This window comes from Clostridioides sp. LIBA-6622, from assembly GCF_056716095.1.
This window is the reverse complement of sequence record NZ_CP196998.1, coordinates 984,821-1,008,095: the sequence shown is the minus strand read 5'-3', so window position 1 is coordinate 1,008,095 and position 23,275 is coordinate 984,821. Positions and strand designations below refer to the sequence as shown.

20 protein-coding genes and 1 other annotated feature are annotated in these 23,275 nt (G+C 28.5%); all 20 genes read right to left on the bottom strand.

All coding sequences use genetic code 11. The features are described 5' to 3' along the window. Positions 1 to 357 precede the first annotated feature (357 nt). On the bottom strand, positions 358 to 1,608 hold the full coding sequence (locus tag ACTG47_RS04900) for a DUF1015 domain-containing protein (RefSeq protein ID WP_479926328.1): 1,251 nt from the start codon (positions 1,606 to 1,608) through the stop codon (positions 358 to 360). Between the two features lie 30 nt (positions 1,609 to 1,638). Then, positions 1,639 to 2,580: a D-2-hydroxyacid dehydrogenase gene (locus ACTG47_RS04895; RefSeq protein WP_479926327.1), complete on the bottom strand. Its 942-nt coding sequence runs from the start codon at positions 2,578 to 2,580 to the stop codon at positions 1,639 to 1,641. Positions 2,581 to 2,818: 238 nt separating this feature from the next. Beyond that, positions 2,819 to 3,895 carry a pyridoxal-phosphate-dependent aminotransferase family protein gene (locus ACTG47_RS04890; RefSeq protein WP_021383755.1) on the bottom strand — a complete coding sequence of 359 codons (1,077 nt, stop codon included), beginning with the start codon at positions 3,893 to 3,895 and terminating at the stop codon, positions 2,819 to 2,821. 351 nt (positions 3,896 to 4,246) lie between these two features. After that, on the bottom strand, positions 4,247 to 4,762 hold the full coding sequence (locus ACTG47_RS04885) for a PaaI family thioesterase (RefSeq protein ID WP_169469468.1): 516 nt from the start codon (positions 4,760 to 4,762) through the stop codon (positions 4,247 to 4,249). Positions 4,763 to 5,046: 284 nt separating this feature from the next. Further along, positions 5,047 to 6,117, bottom strand: coding sequence for a 3-isopropylmalate dehydrogenase (gene leuB, locus ACTG47_RS04880; RefSeq protein WP_479926326.1), 1,071 nt, complete (start codon positions 6,115 to 6,117; stop codon positions 5,047 to 5,049). A 6-nt stretch (positions 6,118 to 6,123) separates the two neighbouring features. Further along, a complete protein-coding gene (leuD, locus tag ACTG47_RS04875) occupies positions 6,124 to 6,615 on the bottom strand; it encodes a 3-isopropylmalate dehydratase small subunit (RefSeq protein ID WP_169469472.1) in 492 nt (163 codons plus the stop codon). 14 nt (positions 6,616 to 6,629) lie between these two features. Further along, positions 6,630 to 7,907, bottom strand: coding sequence for a 3-isopropylmalate dehydratase large subunit (leuC, locus tag ACTG47_RS04870; protein ID WP_169469474.1), 1,278 nt, complete (start codon positions 7,905 to 7,907; stop codon positions 6,630 to 6,632). After that, positions 7,864 to 9,606, bottom strand: coding sequence for a 2-isopropylmalate synthase (gene leuA / locus ACTG47_RS04865; protein WP_479926325.1), 1,743 nt, complete (start codon positions 9,604 to 9,606; stop codon positions 7,864 to 7,866). The genes leuC and leuA overlap by 44 nt, the downstream gene beginning before the upstream one ends. Positions 9,607 to 9,733: 127 nt before the next feature. Then, positions 9,734 to 9,979, bottom strand: a binding site (T-box leader). A 156-nt stretch (positions 9,980 to 10,135) separates the two neighbouring features. Further along, positions 10,136 to 10,558: a hypothetical protein gene (locus tag ACTG47_RS04860; RefSeq protein ID WP_479926324.1), complete on the bottom strand. Its 423-nt coding sequence runs from the start codon at positions 10,556 to 10,558 to the stop codon at positions 10,136 to 10,138. Between the two features lie 44 nt (positions 10,559 to 10,602). Next, complete coding sequence (locus ACTG47_RS04855) at positions 10,603 to 11,322, bottom strand: phosphatase (protein WP_479926323.1); 720 nt, start codon at positions 11,320 to 11,322, stop codon at positions 10,603 to 10,605. Between the two features lie 115 nt (positions 11,323 to 11,437). Beyond that, positions 11,438 to 12,703 carry a 30S ribosomal protein S1 gene (locus tag ACTG47_RS04850; RefSeq protein ID WP_479926322.1) on the bottom strand — a complete coding sequence of 422 codons (1,266 nt, stop codon included), beginning with the start codon at positions 12,701 to 12,703 and terminating at the stop codon, positions 11,438 to 11,440. Positions 12,704 to 12,913: 210 nt separating this feature from the next. Beyond that, positions 12,914 to 14,281 (bottom strand): MATE family efflux transporter, encoded by a 1,368-nt coding sequence (locus tag ACTG47_RS04845; RefSeq protein WP_479926321.1) that lies wholly within the window; start codon positions 14,279 to 14,281, stop codon positions 12,914 to 12,916. Between the two features lie 210 nt (positions 14,282 to 14,491). Continuing rightward, a complete protein-coding gene (locus ACTG47_RS04840; RefSeq protein ID WP_479926320.1) occupies positions 14,492 to 14,929 on the bottom strand; it encodes a COG2426 family protein in 438 nt (145 codons plus the stop codon). Between the two features lie 31 nt (positions 14,930 to 14,960). Further along, complete coding sequence (locus ACTG47_RS04835; RefSeq protein ID WP_479926319.1) at positions 14,961 to 15,590, bottom strand: HAD family hydrolase; 630 nt, start codon at positions 15,588 to 15,590, stop codon at positions 14,961 to 14,963. Between the two features lie 21 nt (positions 15,591 to 15,611). Continuing rightward, a complete protein-coding gene (locus tag ACTG47_RS04830; protein ID WP_479926318.1) occupies positions 15,612 to 16,499 on the bottom strand; it encodes a decaprenyl-phosphate phosphoribosyltransferase in 888 nt (295 codons plus the stop codon). A 28-nt stretch (positions 16,500 to 16,527) separates the two neighbouring features. After that, the gene (locus ACTG47_RS04825) at positions 16,528 to 17,748 is read right to left on the bottom strand and encodes a DUF6080 domain-containing protein (RefSeq protein WP_479926317.1); all 1,221 of its coding nucleotides are present in this window, start codon (positions 17,746 to 17,748) and stop codon (positions 16,528 to 16,530) included. Between the two features lie 300 nt (positions 17,749 to 18,048). Next, the gene (locus tag ACTG47_RS04820; protein ID WP_479927066.1) at positions 18,049 to 19,191 is read right to left on the bottom strand and encodes an aldo/keto reductase; all 1,143 of its coding nucleotides are present in this window, start codon (positions 19,189 to 19,191) and stop codon (positions 18,049 to 18,051) included. Between the two features lie 140 nt (positions 19,192 to 19,331). Further along, a complete protein-coding gene (locus ACTG47_RS04815; RefSeq protein ID WP_479926316.1) occupies positions 19,332 to 20,198 on the bottom strand; it encodes a cation diffusion facilitator family transporter in 867 nt (288 codons plus the stop codon). Between the two features lie 252 nt (positions 20,199 to 20,450). Continuing rightward, a complete protein-coding gene (locus ACTG47_RS04810) occupies positions 20,451 to 21,998 on the bottom strand; it encodes an ABC transporter permease/substrate-binding protein (protein WP_479926315.1) in 1,548 nt (515 codons plus the stop codon). Further along, on the bottom strand, positions 21,991 to 23,127 hold the full coding sequence (locus ACTG47_RS04805; protein ID WP_479926314.1) for an ABC transporter ATP-binding protein: 1,137 nt from the start codon (positions 23,125 to 23,127) through the stop codon (positions 21,991 to 21,993). The genes ACTG47_RS04810 and ACTG47_RS04805 overlap by 8 nt, the downstream gene beginning before the upstream one ends. Between the last annotated feature and the right edge of the window lie 148 nt (positions 23,128 to 23,275).

The window sequence follows — 23,275 nt, the reverse complement described above, 5'->3', positions numbered from 1 at the left end:
CTATATAACTTGATTATCAAATCAATCTCTATTTTATAAAACTTAAACTCTATTTAAAACTATACAACTTTACATTCATGATTAGAATTTAGGTTTTCGGATAATAATTCTAGCACAACATTATAATGTCCTTTTATTTTTTCATGTTTATAAATGTGAAAATATAATTTATTATTATAAAATATAAATTTTCATTCTAAATTATAACATAGAACACTACTATCTATATGTTAAAATTATCCGTTTTCGAAAAAGGTAACTATTATTAAAAATATTATCTTCTGGTATTTTAATATATAGCTATAAACAAAAATAAGGGCTAAAAAGTGTAAATCTCACTTTTTAGCCCTTTATTAATTATTCATTTATTTCATGTAGAAATAGCCCACATCTTACTTTAGGTTCAAACCATGTTGATTTGGCTGGCATTATCTTACCTGCATCTGCCACTCTTATCAAGTCCTCAATACTAGTTGGATACATTGCAAATGCTACCTTCATATCCTCATTCACTCTTTTTTCTAATTCTTCAAGACCTCTGATACCACCAATAAAGTCGATTCTTTTATCTACCCTTGGATTCTCAATTCCCAAAATAGCATCAATAACATAATCTTGTAATATAGAAATATCTAATGAATCAACAGGGTCTTCTATTTCTAATAAATTTTTATTAGCTTCCATTTTGTACCATTTATTGCCTAGATACATCCCGAAAGTTCCTTTTTTGTCAGGTTTATATTTTTCTTTTCCTTCTATTTCTTCTAGTTCAAAATTTTCTTTTATTTTATTTATAAATTCTTCCTCACTTAAACCATTTAAGTCTTTGATAACTCTATTATAATCCAAAACCATTAAATTATCATCTGGTGCTATCATAGCTATAAAATAATTAAATTCTTCTTTTCCAGTATAGTTCGGATTTTTAGCTCTCATTTCTTTGGCTACATTTTCTGCTGAAGCTGTTCTATGATGACCATCTGCAATATATAGATAATCCAATTTCCCAAATTCATCTACCAAATTACATATTATATCATCATTTTCAATTTTCCATACTGTATGCTCTATCTTGTCATCTGTTACAAAATCATATAAAGGGTCATTATTATTCATAAAATCATTGATTATATCATCTATCAATCTTTGATGTTTATAAGTTACAAGTATAGTTCCCGTATTAGCATCACAGTATTTTATATGCTTAGTTCTATCAATTTCCTTTTCTGGTCGAGTGTATTCATGTTTTTTTATTGTTCCATTTAAGCTTTCATCAACTGATATACATGCTACTATACCAACTTGAGCTCTACCATCCATGATTTGTTTATATATATATATACACTCTTTATCATCTTTTACTAGAATTTCTTGTTGTCGAAATTCATCTAAATTTTCTCGCGCTTTTAAATAAACTTTTTCATCATATAAATCAATATTTTCATCTAAATCAATTTCTGATTTATCTATATGCAAAAATGAATATGGATTCCCTTCTGCAATTTTTCTAGCTTCTTTACTGTTCATAACATCGTAAGGAAGTGCTGCTACTTTATCTACTATATATTTATTTGGTCTAATCGCCTTAAATGGTTTAATAGTTGCCATTACTTATTTCCCCCTAATTATATAAATATTTTATAATGCTACCTCTATTAGATTATTGAAGTCAAGAAAGAAATCTTGAATCACATTTACTATTTCTTCTCCTATTCTTTCTTGAGCTTCTACTGTAGATGCCCCAATATGAGGTGTAGGAGAAACTCTTGGATGATTTACTAAGTCTAGGTTTAATGTAGGTTCTTGTTCATAAACGTCTATAGCTGCTGCTGATAATTTACCTTCATCTAATGCCTTTAGTAAATCTTTCTCATCAACTAAACCGCCTCTTGCACAGTTTATTAGATAAGCACCATCTTTCATCTTGTTTATTTCTTTTTCAGTTATTACTGCCCCCTTATTCTTATCAAATGGTATGTGTAAAGATAAGAAATCTGCCTTTTCTAAAACTTCTTCCATATCACAGAATCTATATTTGTTAAAGCCTTTTGCTTCACCCATTATGTCAGTATATATAACATCCATACCTAATAGTTCAGCTCTCTTTGCAACTTCTTTTGCAATTCTTCCAAAACCGATAAGTCCAAGTGTCTTTCCATTAATTTCTGTACCTTTATATTTTTTCTTCTCCCATTTTCCATCTCTCATAGTTACATTTGCAGTATTTATGAATCTTGCAAGCACAAATAATTGACCTATTGTAAGCTCTGCAACAGATATACTACTTGCATTTGGAGTATTCATAACTTTTATGCCATTAGCTTCTGCATATTTAACATCTATGTTATCTAATCCTACTCCACCTCTTACTATTAACTTCAATTTTTTGCCCTCTAATGCTTTATCTATTACATCCTTAGTAACTTTAGTAGCTGAACGTACTACAAGTACATCAACATCTTTAAGTTTATCTCCTAAAACATCTTTTTCATAAAACTGCTCTATCACATTAAAATTTAACTCTCTCAATTTTCTCGCTGCATCTCTCTCTATTCCATCAGTAATTAATATATTATACATAACAAACTCCTCCAATTTTTATTCACTTAATTTTCCCAATTTTTATTTTTTAAAGTATTTTTATCCATAAAACACTTTATTTATTTTAACTTTCTGTTTATATAATTTTCAAAATATTTTTTTATTAAAGTCATATCAAATTTTCTTATTCTTTGTTAAAAATTTAATATGTAATTTTTATAAAATATATTCTACTATATATTCTAAATTTCTATTAAAAATACATAAATTTATAATATTATTTATTAAAACCTAATATATCATCAATATTATCTAATAATTCTTGTACATCTTCGACAGTATAGTCACCCATATGTGAAATTCTAAAAGTTTTTTCTTTTAAATCGCCATAGCCATTTGCTATCTGGAATCCTCGTTCTTGTAATTTTGAATTTAAATTTGATACACTAATACCTTGAGTATTTTCTATAACAGTAAGTGTATTGGATAAGTGATTTTCATTGGTAAAAATTTGGAAGTGTTTTTTAGCCCAGTTTCTAACTAAGTTTGCCATGTCTTCATGTCTGTTAAACCTGTTATCTAAGCCTTCATCTAATATATTATCTAATTGGAAATCTAAAGCGAACATGTGAGAAAGAGATGGTGTTGAAGGGTATTGGTAGTTTTTCTTGATTAAGTATTCATACATTGCTAACAAATCAAGATATACTCCTCTAAAAGGTACTTGCTTAGCTCTATCGATTGCTTTTTGAGAAAATGTGCAAATAGACATTCCTGGTGGTAATCCCAGTGCTTTTTGTACTGATGTTATACAAATATCTATTCCAATCTTATCAACCTCGACTTTTATTCCACCGGCTGAACTTACAGTGTCTACACAATAGACCACATCTTTATACTTTTTAACAACTTCTCCAATTTCTTCTATTGGATTTCTTATTCCAGTTGAAGTTTCATTGTGAGTTACAGTTATTAAATCGTATTCTCCGGTAGAAAGCACCTTATCAACCATTTCTGGTGTTGTTGCCTCTCCTAATTCAACTTTAAATATATCCGCTGGGACATTATTAGCCACTGCCATTTTGTACCATCTATCACCAAAGGATCCACAGGAAAATACTGCTGCCTTTTTGGATGTACAGGAACGAATGGAGCCTTCCATTAAACCAGTTCCGGATGACGTGGATAAAAGTATCGTGTTGTTTGTATAGAATAGTTTTTGCATTTTTTCACTTATACTCTTTTGGAGTACAGATGCATCTTTTCCTCTATGTCCTATCATTGGTGTAGCCATCTTTTGCAAGACTTCTTCTTTAACATCAATAGGACCAGGAATAAATAATTTCTTACTCATTATAATTCCCCCCTTTTTTAGTTTGTAATATGGATAGCGTTTTTACTGTCCTTATTTTTAATAACTATAATATCAAGCTGAATTAACTATGTCAACATAATTTTTATTTTTTATATATAATTTTTTTTATATATTTTATGAAATCATTCATTTTACACCTCATCACAAGTGTGAATATTCTGAAATATTTCTTCAAAAAAAATAGACTTTTTAGCTATATAAATTAATTTTTTTGATATGTAAATTTAACACTATTAAGAACAATCTTTTTAGTATAACTAATTTATTTTTATCTTATATTTTTTATAGTATTTTTAAACTTCATGTTTTTTAGATATAAACTTTTTTTAACTAAAGTTCAATATATTCTATGTTTTCTTTTGATTCTTCAAAAAACCATTCTTCATCAGAAAAGTCCCCTTCTGAAATTTGACCAATAGGCATTTTCATATATTTTCCAGTTGCTGTCACTGCTACATCTCCATTTGGTAGAATTATTTCGCCTGTACCTTCAAACAATTTCCTATTTTCTTTAGTTATTCTTCCAACAACTTTTATAGTCGCATCTGTTGGCACTGGTTTTTTATATTTTAATTCTAAAGACACTGTCACTCCCCAAATTTGGTCATCATTTATACTTACAGCTCTTCCGATAGTCTCATCCAATATTGCAGCAGACATACCTCCATGTACTCTTCCTGGATAACTTTGATGCCAATCTTTTGTATTACAAATTGATACAAGTTCTCCGTTCTCAAGTTCATAAAAATCTGCTTTAAGCCCTAGTTCATTTTGTGTCCCACAAACTAAACAAGATTTGCTACTATTTTGCTTCTTTAAAACCTTATACTTTGCCAAAAACTCCATCTCCTAACCTACATTAATAGTTGCTTAATATTAAATAATTCTAAAATATATTATATAATATTAATTAAATACCTGCAAACTTCTAATGATAAAATAGACTATTTCAATATATAACTTTAATTTCATGTATTTTTTTCTAAAAAAAACAATATGGTTTTTTGTAATTAAAATTACTCAAAACCATATTGTACTCTAAAAATAAACTCTATTCGAATAGACTTTTTACTAACTGCCTAGATTATACATTCAACTTATATTATACAAATTAAATTATAATTATAATTCTAAATTTCATTTACTATTAATTCGCCCATTTTCTTAGTTCCTACAACAGTTCCCATACCATTATAAATATCACTAGTTCTATAGCCTTTATTAAGTACATTTTGCACAGCATCTTCAATACACTTAGCTTCCTCTTCTAAATTAAAACTATGTCTTAGCATCATGCTTACAGATAGAATAGTTGCAATTGGATTCACAATATCTTTTCCTGCTATATCAGGTGCACTTCCATGTATTGGCTCATACATACCAAAACTGTCTTCTCTAAGTGATGCTGATGGTAACATACCTATAGAACCTGTAATCATAGATGCTTCATCAGATATTATATCTCCAAATATATTATTGGTTACTATTACATCAAACTGACTAGGCTCTCTTACAACTTGCATGGCAGCATTATCAACATACATATGGGATAACTCTACATCATCAAACTCTTTAGCTAGTTCTTCCATTATACTTCTCCAAAGCCTTGAGCTCTCAAGCACATTTGCCTTATCCACACTTATAAGTTTTCTTTTTCTACCTCTAGCTATTTCAAAAGCTCTTTTTCCAATTCTTCTTATTTCATTCTCGTTATATGTCTCTACATCATAAGCATTTTCAATGCCATCAATAATTTTTCTTCCACGTTCTCCAAAATAAATGCCCCCTGTTAACTCTCTTACAACAACAAAATCAATACCTTTCTCAACTATATCTGCTCTGAGTGGTGAAGCTTCTTTTATACTTTCATACATTGTGGCTGGTCTTAAGTTTGCAAATAATCCCATTGACTCTCTCAACTTTAAAAGACCTGCTTCTGGTCTTATATCTCCTTTACATTTATCCCACTTTGGACCTCCTACAGCACCAAGTAGTATAGCTCCACTTTTTCGACAAACTTCAACAGTTTTATTTGGTAAAGCCTCTCCAGTTTCATCAATAGCACATCCTCCAGCTAATACATATTCACAATCGAATCTATGATTAAATTTAAAGCAAATTTTATTTAGAACCTTTATGCCTTCTTCTATTATTTCTGGTCCAACACCATCACCTTTTATGACTGCTATATTATAGTTCATACTCCACTACCCCCTGTTTGCTTTTATTGAATTGATTAAGCCTTCATTTAGTATAATATTTTGCATAAACTCAGGAAATGGTTCTGCCTTATACTCTTTTCCTTTTGTTATGTTTTTTATCACACCTGTAGAAAAATCTACTTCTATATTATCTCCTTCTTCTATATTATTAGCAGCCTCTTCACATTCAAGTATAGGAAGCCCTATATTTATAGAGTTTCTAAAAAATATTCTAGCAAAAGTAGAAGCAATCACACAGGATACTCCACTTTCTTTTATTACAATTGGAGCATGTTCTCTTGATGAACCACAACCAAAGTTTTTAGTTGCAACTATAATGTCTCCTTTTTTTACCTTAGAAACAAACTTATCATCAATATCCTCCATACAATGCATAGCTAATTCCTTGTAATCAGCTATATTTAAATATCTAGCTGGTATTATTACATCTGTATCTATATTATCACCGAATTTAAAAACACTTCCATTAGCAATCATAAACTTTACCTCCTTTAAATTATCTCTGATGGTTTTGATATTTTACCAGTTATAGCTGATGCTGCTGCTACAGCTGGGCTTGAAAGATATACTTCTGAATCAACATGACCCATTCTTCCTACAAAGTTCCTATTTGTTGTTGAAATTGATTTTTCTCCTGATGCAAGTATTCCCATGTGACCTCCTAAACAAGGTCCACAAGTTGGAGTAGAAACTGCTGCTCCTGCTTCTATAAATGTAGTGATATAACCCCTTTCTATAGCTTCAAGATATACTTGTTGAGTTCCAGGGAATATCATCACTCTGACTCCATCTGCTACTTTTTTACCTTTCATGATTTCAGCTGCTACTTCAAGGTCTGATATTCTTCCATTTGTACAAGAACCTATTACAACTTGGTCTATCTTTATATCTGTATCAATCTCATCTACTGTTTTAGTGTTTTCAGGAAGATGAGGAAAAGCTACTGTTTCTCTTAGTTCAGCTAAGTCGATTTCATATACTTCATCATAAACAGCATCTTCATCTGCTTCATATACATTTACATCTTTTGTTATTGTTGTACATTTATGTGAATTTATATATTCCATAGTTTTATCATCTACTGAAAAAATTCCATTTTTAGCACCTGCTTCTATTGCCATATTGCAAATAGTAAATCTATCATCCATAGATAAATACTCTACTCCATCTCCACAAAATTCCATTGACTTGTAAAGTGCACCATCAACGCCTATCTTACCTATTATATGAAGTATTACATCTTTACCACTTATCCACTTATTTGGTTTATTCTTCAAGACAAATTTTATTGCTCCAGGTACCTTAAACCAACATTTTCCTGTAGCCATGCCTGCTCCCATATCAGTTGAGCCTACTCCAGTGGAAAATGCTCCTAAAGCTCCATATGTGCAAGTATGGGAATCTGCTCCTATAATTACATCTCCAGCTGTTACTATACCTTTTTCAGGAAGAAGAACATGTTCTATTCCCATCTCTCCTACATCAAAGAAATTTATAACACCTTTTGATTTCGCAAAACTTCTTGTAAACTTACATTGTTCTGCACTCTTTATATCTTTGTTAGGTGCAAAGTGGTCTAAGACCATTACTACTTTAGTCTTATCATAAACATCTCCAATACCTAATTTTTCGAATTCTCTAATAGCTACTGGTGATGTTATATCATTTCCTAAAACTATATCTAAATTTGCTTCAATTAATTGCCCTTTCTTAACCTCATTTAAATTAGCATGTTTTGCTAAGATTTTCTGCGTCATAGTCATCCCCATCTTTTACTTCCTCCTCAATATAACTTTTATTTATTGCGTTCATAAGTGCATTAATAGCTGCTGTATTTATGTTTTCTGATATACTTACACCAAAATAGACTTTATCATTGTGTTCTATCCCTACATAAGCTACACCTCTTGAATGTGAACCTTCTTCTAATGCATGTTCCCAATAATATCTAAATTTATAATCTTTCATTCCACATTCTTTTAACGCATTATTAAACGAATCTACAGGTCCATTTCCTATACCAACAATCCTTTGTTCATTTCCCATGTAAGTTACTCTTGCAGTCATCTCAATCATATTAGTATCATTAGAATCATCATTTTCATAGTTTAGTTCATCCATTGATTTTATTTTATATTTTTTAATCTTGTAAGGGCTCTCGACATCAATGTATTCCTTCTTAAATAAGTTAAATATTGCTTCACTACTAAGCTCTTCCCCTATTCTATCAGATTCCATTTTTACTACATTTCCAAAATCAGAATGCATATTCTTAGGTATCATAAATCCATAATCTGTTTCCATTATATAAACAGCTCCACCTTTTCCAGATTGGCTATTTATTCTAATAATCTCTTTGTATTCCCTTCCTATATCATGAGGGTCTATTGGTAGATATGGAACTTCCCAGTAATTATTATCTTTATTTTTCATTGCTATCATGCCTTTTCTAATAGCATCTTGATGTGAGCCTGAAAAAGCACAATGTACAAGATTTCCTGCATATGGATGTCTATCATGTACTATAATTTTTGTACATTCCTCATATATTTCTCTTATACTATCGATATTACTAAAATCTAACTCTGGGTCTATCCCTTGTGTATAAAGATTAAGTCCAACGTTTACTATATCCATATTCCCAGTTCTTTCACCATTTCCAAATAAAGTACCTTCAAGTCTATCTGCTCCAGCTAATAGTCCAAGTTCACTTGCTGCTGTACAAGTTCCTCTATCATTGTGAGTATGCAAACTTAGTATTATAGAATCTCTACAACTTACATTTTCACAAAACCATTCTATTTGGTCTGCATATACATTTGGTGTTGCCATTTCCACTGTTGATGGAAGATTTATTATCACTTTTTTTTGCGGAGTTGGCTTCCAAACATCTATCACTGCCTCACATATTTCAAGTGCATACTCCATCTCTGTTCCTGTAAAGCTTTCAGGTGAATATTCAAAAGTGAACTCTGTCTCTGGATATTTTTTCACCTCTTCATTAAACAATTTTGCCCCTTCAACTGCTATATCTGTTATTTCTTGTTTACTCATATTAAAGACCACATTCCTTTGAAGAACTGATGTAGAATTATACAAATGTATAATTGCTTTCTTACATCCTTTTATTGCTTCAAAAGTCTTTTCTATAAGATGTGCTCTAGATTGTGTAAGAACTTGTATAGTTACATCATCTGGAATCATATTCTCATCTATTAATTTTCTTAAAAACGTGTATTCTGTATTTGATGCTGATGGAAATCCTACTTCTATTTCCTTAAATCCCGTATCCAAAAGCATTTTGAACATTCTGACTTTTTTATTTACACTCATAGGAGTTGGTAGTGATTGATTTCCATCCCTTAAATCAACACTACACCAAATTGGAGCTTTAAATATCTCTTTGTCTGGCCATTTACGATTTTCTATTTGCATTTTGCCATACTTTTTATACTTTTCGTATTTCATGTTATTTCCCCCTTTTTTGTTTTTTGTATCCAGTATACCTTATATCGACGCAATCCTACCATATTTAATTCATAAGAATAAATGTTAATTTTATCATTAGAATAAAAATAACCCCATCTCTAGTAAAATTAGAGACGAGGTTTTGCTCGCGGTACCACTCTATTTAGCTTTCTAAAAAGCTCCCTTAGTAATAGACACTATATGATTATAATGACTATATTTCCTATAACGTGGAATTACTCCGATTATTCTAAGACCTAAGTCTCAGAAAACAGCTCCTAGACAAGTTCAGAACTATCAACTACTAAATCACACCATACTTTAGCTCTCTGAAAGTTTCATTGTTCTTACTGCTTCTATTCATCGCTTTTTTAATCATTTAAATTTTCTAAATATTTCGATTTAATAGTTATTATATACACATTAAAATATATTGTCAACACAAAAAAATAATTATCTATGTTTTTTTATTTTTTATTTTTGATAAGTAATTTTATAAACCATGCTAACTATTGAAAACAGTATAGTGTTATCCCTTAAACTTTTTCATCTTTTCATCTATGATATTTAATAATTTTTTTTCATCTTCTAAACTCAGTGCACTCAATCTGATTTTATAAATAGACTCTTCAGTATATATATTTAATACTTTTTTTACAACTTCTATTTTTTCTATTATTTTATAGTTAAACTTTTGATTTTTTTTAGATTTTATACTGAATATACATTGATTATTTATTAATATTGAATGATTATCGAGAGTAAGATATTCTTTTCCCTCATATTGGTTTAAAAAATCACGACCTTGTTTAAAAAGAAAAACTGCTGTTACTATACATAAAAGATATAAGATTTTCGTTGAATATATAAAAATTGTAGCTAAAATTATAAGTGCTAAGACCATATATATAGCCATACCTTTTTTAAAATAACCATTGTCATAATAATTCATATAGATAAATTTATTTTTACTCAAAATTTTTCACTCCCACGATTCTAAAAATTTATATCAAAAAACTCTATAATTTCATCTTCATGATAATTTATGACTAATTCGTCGGGAAAATCTACTGATTTTAAAACATTCTCTGCATTTTCAAATTCACCTATAGAATAGCATATATGAGAGTCTGTACCAAGAATTACTCTTACTCCATACGTTTTACATAACATTAGCATGTGACTTGCATTTTCCCAAGTTCCAGTTCTATGAGAGTTTGAACTTAATGAAGAATTATTTATTTCTAAAAGAATATTTTTTTCTTTAGCTTTCTTTACTATAGATTCATAATCTAAAGGATATCTACTATCATCTGGATGACCAATTATTTTTACTTTAGGTTTATCCATTACATTCAAAATAGCATTTGTATTTTCTTCTTTTGTCCCTGAAATTATACAAGGTCTATGCAGACTTGCAATTACATAGTCAAGATGTTGTAACATATCTTCTTGAACATCTAAATTTCCGTCATAATCCATTATATTTCCTTCTATCCCTCTAAGAACTCTTACATCTTTTACTTTTCGTGGTAGTAGATGTAAATTATAAAAATAAAATGGATGTGGTCCTCCTGGCATATTAGGTCCATGGTCTGATATCCCTAGATATTTGATATTTTTCTGAACTGCTTCTTCGACATTTTCTTTAAAGGTACTATGTGCATGTCCACTTATCAAGGTGTGACAATGTACATCTATAATAGACTTTTTCATTAAATTTCCTCCTATATTTTATATAATTTTTTTAGATAGCTAAGGGGCTATTTCAAAACTAAAGCTGTCATAATAGACAGAGTAATGTTTTAAAACAGCCCCATTTTCAATTACTTTATACTTCTAAATCTTTAAATTTATCTTTAAATAATTCTCCAATACTTCCTAAAGATTCTTCTACTTCTAAGTACTCTGTTATATCTTCTTCTGGCTCTCTAGTTGCTTCTTTTATTGAAACTAACATTCTTTTAGTCTTTGGTTTAAAGTCAAGAATTTTAACTTTAACTTCATCTCCAATATTAACAACATTAGTAACTTTAGCAACTCTAGTATCACTCAGTTCAGATATTGGTAAATAAGCATCTACACCTTCTTTAATCTGAACAAAAGCTCCTTTTTCTATTATTCTAAGAACTTTAGCATTAACAACATCATCAATTTTTACTTCTTTTGCTATTAAATCCCATGGGTCATTATTTATGTCTTTTAATGCTAATGCAATTTTTTTAGTATCTTTATTTACATCCAACACATAAACTTCTACTTCTTGACCTTCTGAAACAACATCTTCAACATTTTCAACTCTTGTCCAAGCTAAATTATTTATATGTGCTAATCCTTCAATTCCACCAATATCCACAAATGCACCATAAGGCATTATCTTTGTTACTTTACCATCTCTTTTTTGACCAACTTCAAGAGAATTAAATAATTCTTCTTTTGCTACTTTAATACGAGCCTTTTCTTCGTCTCTTTCTTGTTTGATTCTAGCTCTTTCAGCTTCTTTTTCTGCTTTAATTTGAGCTCTTCTTTCTTCTTTTTCTTTATTTATACGTTCTTGTAATACGTCTCTATGAGATGCTACAAGTCTATTCTTTCTAATATCAAAGTCTCTTATATAAACTTCTAAGTTAAGACCAACAAATTTAGATGTATCTGTAATAAACTTTGTATCAAGTTGAGAAATTGGTATAAAAAATGTATATGTATTGTAATTAGCAAATACACCTTTGTCTATATTTTTTTCAACATTTACAGTTATTATTCTATGTTCATCATAAGCTTTTTGTAATTCTGCAAAATCATTTCTTTTATCAAGTTGTAATTTAGATAAAGTTATTGTCCCATCTTTTTGAGATACTTTTGTTATTACAGCAGTTATTTCATCACCTATATGATATAAATCTTCTATATATTGATTTTTTTCTATGTTTAATTCACTTATAGGTATTATCCCATCAAATCCATAGTCTAATCCTAATTGTACTTCATCATTTCTCACTGCAATTATTTTTCCAGTTATTAATTCTCCAACTTTCACTTTGCTGAATACTTGTTCTTGCTGGTCAAGTAATTCTTGCATTGTTAAATCATTTTCCATTATATAAACATCCTTTCCACTTATTAATTATCATATCTGTAAATATTATACCATTAATATTGCAAATACTTACATTTTTCTTATTGTAATTTTAAAAATTAATTCAACTTTCTATCTTTATACATTATAGAAAATATCTTATTAAATTAAAATACAAATTCTAATTTTTATCTATTAAAATATTTTCATGAAAATTTTATATTATATATATTATTCTTCTGTCGTTTTAGATTTTGATAGAGAGCTTTTATAAAATATAAAGAAACAGATTGCTGTTATAGTAGCTGCTGTTATATCTGCAATTGGCTCTGCTAAAAGTACTGCAAAAAGTTTTTCATCAAAAAATGCTGGAAGTATAAATATTAAAGGTATTAAGAGTACAACTTTTCTAAGAAGAGCTAAAATCAAAGATATTTTTGCTTTTCCAAGTGCTAAAAATGTCTGTTGACAAGCTAGTTGAATTCCAAACATAAAAGAACCTGCAAAATATATTTTTATACTCCAACTTGTCATGCTAAGTAACTGTGGATTCTTATTAAATATACCAACAAAAAATGCAGGGAACATCATCAGTAAAATCCACAAAATAGTAGAATATGTAAAACATGACAATAGACATAATTTAAATGTCTTTTTAACTCTATCAAGTTGTCCTGAACCATAATTGTAACTTATTATTGGTTGTGCTCCTTGTGTAAATCCCATATTAGGAAGCATAAGAATTTGCATTATACTACTCATTATAGCCATTGAACCTACTGCTAAATCGCCTCCATACATCTGCAATTTACTATTTAATGCTATAAGTACTAGACTTTCTGTAGATTGCATTATAAATGGAGATATTCCTAACGCCAAAACTGGTAAAATAATACTTGCTTTAGGCATCATATACTTCTTTTTTATCTTAAGTATACTTTTCTTCCCAAATAGGAACACCAACACCCAAATAGCAGAAACACCTTGTGCAATTATAGTAGCTAATGCAGCTCCTTTTACACCCATATTAAGACTAAATATAAAAATTGGGTCAAGTATTATGTTTATCAAAGCACCTATAGCAACTGTAATCATACCAGTTGTAGCAAATCCTTGGGTATTTATAAAAGTGTTCATTCCCAATGAGATTTGAACAAATACTGTACCTATTAAATAAATCTTTAAATAATCCATTGAATATCCAATAGTAGATTCACTTGCCCCAAACATCCAAAGCAAAGGCTCTTTTCCAATTTGAAAACCTATAGTTAAAAGTATTGCTAAAATCACTAATACAGAAAAACTATTACTCATTATTTTCTCTGCACCATCATTATCTTGTTCACCCATTTTTATAGCAGCTAAAGGTCCTCCTCCCATACCAATTAAATAACTACATGAAGTTATTATAATTATTATCGGAAATGCTACTCCAACACCTGCCATAGCAACTTCTCCACTTTCCATTCTTCCAATGAAAATCCTATCTACTATGTTGTATAAAACATTTACAATTTGTGCGATAATAGCTGGTGTAGCAAGTTTAAATAACAATTTTCCTACACTTTCATTGCCTAAATTAGTGCTTGAATTTTCCACTTTAAAACCTCCTTAGTCTATTAATTAAAATTTATTGTTATTAAAATTTTATTCTATATAAAAAATTTATTTTATTGGTAGGAAAATTTTTAGTACTTTCCTCACAAATAATACTATACTATATTTCTTTAGCCCTAGTAAACATTTTAGAGCAAAATGAATTTAAATGATATCATAAAAAAACTATCCAAACATATTGCTTGGATAGTTTTATATTATATGTAGAGAAAGGGCTGAAACTATAACTCCTGATAACAAATTACCAATAAATACTCCTATAAAGGCATCTTTTATTCTCATTTTTAATATAGAAGCTATAGCAGATGCAGTCCATGTTCCTGTAGTTGGAAGTGGTATCCCTACAAATAGTATTATACCTATCATTGAAACACTTTTTAATTTTTTCATTCTTGAATTTATCTTTCTATCAATTGTATCTGCAATACCTTTAAATAGTTTTTTCCCTCTTAAAAATTGCAATACATGCCTAAATGTTAATATTAAGGGAATCGATACCAATGTAGAACCAATTACACTAAATACATAAACCCACATAGGATTTAAACCCATTGCAATACCTATAGGAATGGCTCCTCTTAATTCTGTTATAGGAACCATAGATAAAATTAATATGTGTAAATATCCCAAACTATTCCCTCCTATTCTAAGTGACATTAAGTTATGAATTTACTTGTTCTATAACCTCACCATTCTTTTTACTAACCAAAAACGCATTTTTAGCTAATGAAAGCATAGGTAAATCACTCTTAGAGTCCGAATATGCATATGAATTTTCATAATCAATCTCTATCCCAAGCTTATCTAATACAGCCTTTATTCTATGTATTTTTTCAATTCCCTTACAGTTTTCTCCAATAAACTGATTTTTATATCTTGAATTTTCATAAAACAACTCAGTGCCTATGACTTCGTCTGCAAAACCATAATGTTTAAAGTATTTCATATACGCATATGGAGATGCTGTTATCATAATTATAACATTATGTTCTTTTTTGTTTTTGTAAATAACTTTTTTCATAGACTCGTTAATTCTTTTCATAATGCAATCATCAAAAAATCTTTTTAAATCTTCTTCACTAAAATCTACTATTGGATGAAAGATTGCCTCTTTTGCTCTTTTCAAAGGTACTACCCTAATTAAGTACATAGCTAAAGTAAAGATAATATATGGCAACTTTACAATAGTTTTAAATGTTTTATTTTTTAAAGAATAAATAAAAAAATCTAACATACTATCAGTATTTATAACAGTATAATCTACATCGAGTAATAATACACTTTTTTTCATAAGTATTTCCCCATCCTATCACTAAAAAATTAATATTATTAAACATGTAATTATCCATAATATTACATTTATTTGTAAAGCAGAATCTTTCAACACAATGTCAGTAGGATTTCCTTCATTTGTAGTGTTAATTATATAATTATATCTAAGTACACCATAAACTACAAATATTGTTGTAAATATCATATGTGGCTTTTCTGGATTACTTGTGGAATACAACGCATAACACACTATTGTAGAACTTAACATGACCACCATCATTTGGTTTAGATTTTCTATATCATAGTCCTCTAATATCTTTCTATGTTCAATTGCATCATCTCTTAAAGTTACTATTTCTTTTTTACGTTTTCCAAAAGCTAAATACAAAGATAAGAAAAACGTACATAATATTATCCAATTTGATAAACTTACATTTATGGCTACACACCCTGCATAGACCCTAAGTATAAATCCAAGAGATATTGAAAACACATCTAATAGTATTATATTCTTTAATTTAAGAGAATATAATATATTATTTATCAAATAAAGAAGAAGAATTATAGTCAATCTGAAATTAACAACTATTGATAAACTAATTGAAATCAAAGCTAATATTACAAATAGTATATTAGCATTTCTTTTACTTATTCTCCCACTTGCAACTGGTCTATTACGTTTTTTAGGATGTTTTTTATCTTTGTCCATATCTATAGCATCATTCAATGCGTATACTGATGATGATATAATACAAAAACACACAAATGCAATAAATGTCTTTAATAGCAAATTTGTATTTAGTATGTTATTTGAAAAAATTAGGGCAGAAAATACAAAGAAATTCTTTATATATTGTTTTATTCTCATTAGTTTTATATAATCTGAAATTTTAGTAAGAAGCTTTACATTTGTATTTGTCTGTTTCATAAACTTACTACCCTTTCAATATTATTTTTTAAACAGGATATGATTTTATCCCTATATTTAAAATTTCTATAAATCCATTTACATTGCTAATTATTATAGTAACCAGTAACAATGATAGAAATATATTGTACATACTTTTTTCATTTTTTCTAAGTGCCTTAGTAAAATAAGCCAATAAAACTATAACTGCAAAACTAAAGTTTATAGCCATAATACTTGAATTAACTAGATTATATCCTATTATTCCATGTAAAACTAAGTTGAATACAATTATTCCCATACATAATTTAGGAACTCTTTTTTCTGAGTTCTCAATAACTGACAAAACACAAAAGCAAAATGCTAATAAAGTTAGAATCACTGGTATCGTTGAAACTTCTCCATTTTGCAAAAACAAATCTTTTTTAATCTCTGCTCCAGGAAAATAAAAAACTGAATATAACAATCTTTCTATAATCATTGCAATTTTTTCTAAAATCGGCCCACTTCTTATAAATTTCGTATCATACTGTATTACATTACCAAGATTCATGAAGCTCTCATAAGATTTCGTTGAAACTACACAAATATATGCTATTAAGATAAATGTAGCTAAATGTTTTAATATTTTTCCTATTTTTAACTTAAATTCAAATATAATATTAAAAAAATACAAATATATATTACTAATAGTTATCCCAAACAGAGGAATAGCAGCTAATTCTACCAAATAAGAATTTTTTCCCTTCATTTTGTTTGCAATAAATATAAAAAATATTAAAGAAAATTGACTATATATAAATCTCTCTACATTCAAAGTCATAAATAGTTGTGGGAATGAAAATATCATTATCATAGTAAGTAAAATTAAAGTTAATCTCTGCATTTTTATCTTTTTAATATGATTAAAAACTAAGGTTATAGACATTGCACTAGTTATTATTTGTAGACAAATCAATCCAAACCCATAAGCACTATTAAAATCAGCTGTTCCTGGATTTGCTATTGACGTACAAAATAAGTATATTGGATATGCAAAAATTGATATAATTGCTGAAAATAATATGTGTTTACTATTATCTTGATTTATAGCAAATACATTTAAATTGAATAAAACACCAGTATCTGTATCTAACAATACATCATAAGTATTGTTCAAATCATAAAATATAGTAGTCTTGGAAAAAAATATCTTAGTTATTATTAGATATGTTATTACAACTAATATAAATAACAACATCTCATTTTTGTATTTTAATATTTTACTCATCAATATATATCACCATCCATTCATTATATAGGATTTGTTACTACCTATAATTTATTCCTTCAATTTTAATAGTTACCTTTATAATATCCTTACTTGTTTTATTTTAATTGAATAAGCCTTTATTTACAACCACAATATTCACTTTATTAATGCTATATTTAAGTAAATGCTATATATATAGTATCTATTTATAAGATACAAAAACATAATTTAAGGAGACAATATTATGGCTTGTCTCCTTAAATATCAAAATTATATTTTAAAATACTACTAATAATTTTCTAACATAATATAAATTAATTACACTGTAACATTATTAACTCCATCTTCTTCCCATTTTTTAATTTCTTTTAATCTATTAATTATAGGTAAATGCTGAGTACATTCAACTTCACATTTTCCGCAAGATATACATTCTTCTGCTTTTGCATCACTATTCATTGTATAATTCCAATGTCCTAATCCATAAACTAACTTTGTCATCTCTTCATCACTCTTTTTAAACATCTGCTTTTCATTATAAAAAAGCATATAAGCTGGAGTATTAATACCTTTTGGACATACTTTACAATACCCACATCCTGTACATATTTCATTCATATTTTGATTTAATCTAGTTTCAATGTCATGTATGTCTTCATCTGAATAAATTCTATTTTTATCTGCAATCTTACATGCATCATCTATATCTTGCTTTTTATTAAATCCTATTAAAGATACGCTTATTTGTGGAATTCCTATATTGAATCTTAAGGCTGCTTCTATAGTGCTTTCATCATCTTTAGCTAAAAAAGAAAGTTCTTTATTGTATTTTGGAATAGTTCCACCACTTAATGGATTCATAGCTACAACACCATATCCATTATCAACAGCATATTTAGCACCTTTTAGCCTATATGGAAAGTTTAATATATTGATTCCCATAGTTACACCTTCAAATTTATTTTCATCAAGAATCTCTATAACTTCGTCTCCTGGCTGATGTGATGAAAATACTATATGGTCTATCAATCCTTCTTCTTTGCATTTTAATAATCCTTCATATTGTCCTCCAGGTCTCATAGCTAGTTCATAATGCTCCATCTTTCTAATATTCCATACATGATAAAAATTTATTTTCGATACGCCTAATCGCTCTATTGATTTTTTTACAGCAGCTATTGCTTTTTCTGATGTATCACACACTTTTGGTTTTTCTTTAGTTGATACATAAAAATCCGTTTTACCTTCCTTTATCATTTGTCTAAAAGCCAGTCCAAATATATCTTCACTTCTGTCATCACAATAGCCTGGTGCTGTATCAAAATAATTAATACCTTTTTCATATGCATATTTAACTAAATCAGCATTTTCTTGATTGCTTTTCTCCAAATCAAATCTTAAGCCACCATAGCCAACTATTGAAACCAATTTCCCCGTCTTCCCATATTCAACGTATCTCATCATAAATTCCTCCTTAGATATATTAAGACTTCTTTTCTTTATAAAAAATATTATACCATAAATATTTTTTATAAATTATTTATGGTATAATATTTTTTTTATAAATTATAAATTTTTACAATTGACATTTTATAGCCAAATTAAAAGCTATAAAAAGGTTCAATATGAACTATTACTTGAGCATTTTCATTAATCTCTTCTTGGATTTGTTTCTCAATTTTATGTGTTAAATCATGAGATTGCTCTATACTTATAAAAGGGTCTACCATAACATGCATATCAATATAAATAGAGCTTTTACTTCCTCTACTTCTGATATTGTGAACATCTCTTACTTCATTAAATTCAAACACAATTTCTCTTATATAATCCTCATCTACAGCTACACTATCCACTAAAATTCCAATAGATGGCCTAAATATTCCATAAGCTGAGTAAATTATAAATGCAGAGATTATAATAGGCACTATAGATTCTATTATCACTGGAAATCCTAATTTTACACCAATTAAAGTAATCAATACTCCTAATGATACAAAAATATCACTTCTTGTATGCAATGAATCTGAAATCAAGACATAGCTATTCAGTTTAGTTCCAATCCTATATTCATACATACAGACAAAAATATTTATAAAAAGTGTAATTACTAAAGCAATTAGACTTTCTATAGTTATAGAAGGTGTAATTGGATTGGATATTCTCGATACTGCACTAAGAATTATCTTAATTGCTATAACAAACAACATACCACTAATGAATAAGCTGGTTATAATTTCAAATTTTTTATGTCCATAAGGATGATTTTTATCTTTTGGCTTAGATGCAAAGAAAATTCCTATTAGCCCTACTATATTTGATGCTCCATCTGATAGAGAATGGAATCCATCAGCTGTCATACTATAACTTTTGATTTGATTACCAATAATGATTTTTAATAAAGCTACTGCAAAATTAGCAAATAAAATTATCCATAATACTTGCTTCACTTTCTTATAATTATCCATAATAATCTACCTCCTCCCTTCGATTTAATCGAAAAAAGACTATGTATCAATATTAATTAACTAGACAAGAAAATTGTATATAATCACATTTACTATATTTATATTCAAAATTGGTTGTACTTGTTCATTCAATTTGAAACTTAATTCTAAATAAAAAGTTAAATTGTAGCTTTGATATACATAAAAATAAGTTATAGATAATATATAAAATATCATCTATAACTTAAATTTTTGATAGGAACTATTAATTTTTTATACTAAACCTTCTTTAACTAAGAATGAATGAGCAACATCTTCTGGTGATTTACCAAGCTCATCAACTTGATAGTTAAGTTCTCTCATAGTTTTTTCATTTATTTTACCTGAAAGCATATTCATCACTTTTTCTAACTCTGGATATTTCTTTAAAGTATCTTCTCTTACTAATGGAGCTGCATAATATGGTACAAAGAAGTTCTTATCGTCTTCTAATATCTTAAGATTGAACTTTTTAATAAGACCATCAGTTAAGAATGCATCTATAACCTGAGATTCATTATTACCTAATGCTGTATATCTTAAACTTCCATTCATAGCTTTTACATCTTTAAAATTCAAGCCATAATCTTTAGAAATTCCTATAAAACCATCCTGTCTATTTTCAAATTCTAAAGTTGGTGAGAAAGTAAAGTCTTTACTATATTTAGTCAAATCGGAAATAGTATTTATTCCATACTTTTCAGCAGTTTTAGGCATCATTGCTAATGTATAAGTATTATTAAATCCAAGAGGGTCAAGTAAAGTTAACTGATTTTCTTTTTCCATAGTGTCTTTTACAACCTTATATGCTTCATCAGCATCTTTAATTGGAGTATGTTTCATAACATTTACCAAAAGTGTACCTGTATAATCTACATACATATCTAGTTCTCCAGACTTAATTGCATTAAATGCAACAGATGAACCACCTAGATTTAAATTTTTCTTAACATTAAGATTTGTATTTTTTTCTATTAATTCTGCATAGACATTACCAAGTATAAGTTGTTCTGTATAATCTTTAGAACCAATAGTTATTGTATCTTTCTTACTTGAAAAACTTGAACTAAAAACAACAAACAACATTGAAACAACAACTACAACAGATATTACTTTAAGTGCTATATAGTTTTTCTTTGGTGCTTTTGGATTTAATCCTTTTGGAGTAACTGCGATTTCAATTTTACTAAATAAATAATCAACTAGTAGTGCAATTATACATGATGGAATTGCTCCTGCTAAAATCATATTATTGTTTACAGTTTGAACACCTGAAAATACTAAATAACCTAGACCACCTGCGCCTATAAATGCAGCAAGAGTCATTAGACCAACAGCTGTAACTGCAGAAATTCTAACTCCACCCATTATTATAGGTAGTGCTAAAGGAAATTGTATTTTAAATAAGGTCTGATTTCTTGTAAGACCAATACCTTTAGCAGATTCTAATACTACTGGGTCAATACTAGTTATACCTATATACGTATTTTTTACAATTGGTAGTAATGAATAGACTACTACCATAAATATGGCTGGTTTACTTCCTATCCCAAGTATGGGTACAAGAAGACCCAAAAGTGCCATAGACGGAACTGCTTGGACTAAGTTTACAAATCCAAGTATGATTTTTCTAAGAGATGAGATTCTTGAAATAATTATTCCAAGAGGAACTCCAACTATTATAGCTATCAAAATAGATGTAACAGTTAAACTCATATGTTGTATTAAAAGTTCTATAATCTTATCCTTTTGTAATAGTATAAAGTTAAAAAAATTATCCAAGGACACTCACCTCCATTTCTAGGAATTGTTCACTTAAAACAGAAAGTAAACTACTTCTAGTAATTAGCCCCACAAGTTTATTTTCATCAGAAATAACTGGAATATATCCAACCGAATTATGGTTCATTACATTCAGTATCTCAACTAAATTATCTCCTTCATTTACATGTAAAGGCTCTTTTGACATAATGTCAGCAAGTAATATTGATTTGTCATTAATATCTTTCATATCCTTTACTGTAACAATACCTTTTAATGTTTTAGCTCTGTCTATAATTAGTAAACTGTCAACCTTACTTGTTCTCATAATTTCTATCCCTTGAGTTACAGTTCTCGTTGAAGTAACAGCAATAGGATTTTTTATCATAATATCCCTTGCTTTTATATATTCTGGATTATCCCAAACTCTATCTTCTCCAATAAAATCTTTTACAAAATCATTTGCTGGTTTTCTAAGTATATTTTCTGGAGTATCATATTGTGCTACTCTCCCATCCTTCATAATACAAATTTTATCAGCTATCTTTAAAGCCTCATCCATATCATGAGTTACAAATATTATAGTTTTTTTCAATTCATCTTGAAGAGAAAATAATTGCTCTTGTAAAGATGTTCTTGTTATTGGGTCCAAGGCACTAAAAGGCTCATCCATTAATATTATTTCAGCATCAGTCGCAATAGCTCTTGCAACACCAATTCTTTGTTGCTGACCACCACTAAGTTCTGAAGGATACTTATTTAAAAAGTCATCACTATTAAGACCTACCATCTCTAGTAGTTGTAATGTTCTTTTCTCAATTTCTTCAATGGATTTTTCCTTTTTTAGGCGTGGAATTAACTCTATATTTTCTTTTATTGTAAGGTGAGGAAATAGGCCTGTGTTCTGTATAACATATCCTATTTTTCTTCGAAGCTCTATTTCATTTTCTTGAGAAATTGGTTTGCCATTAATATATATTTCACCAGATGTAGGTTTTATCAATTTGTTTATAAGCTTCAAAGTTGTAGTCTTCCCACAACCACTTGAACCAATCAAAACCACCAATGTACCTGTTTCTACAACTAGAGAAATATCATCTAATATAACATTGTTTCCTATCTTTTTGGTTACATTTCTTATTTCTATCATAATCTATCATCCCCTTTATTAACAAGCAACCTCCGCTAATATTATAAGTTGTTTTTATAATTATATCATACTATTCTCTTTATGTAAACCAAGTAGGTCTTTTAGGTCAATTTTTGTCTGAATATTGCTACAAATATAAAGTATCTAT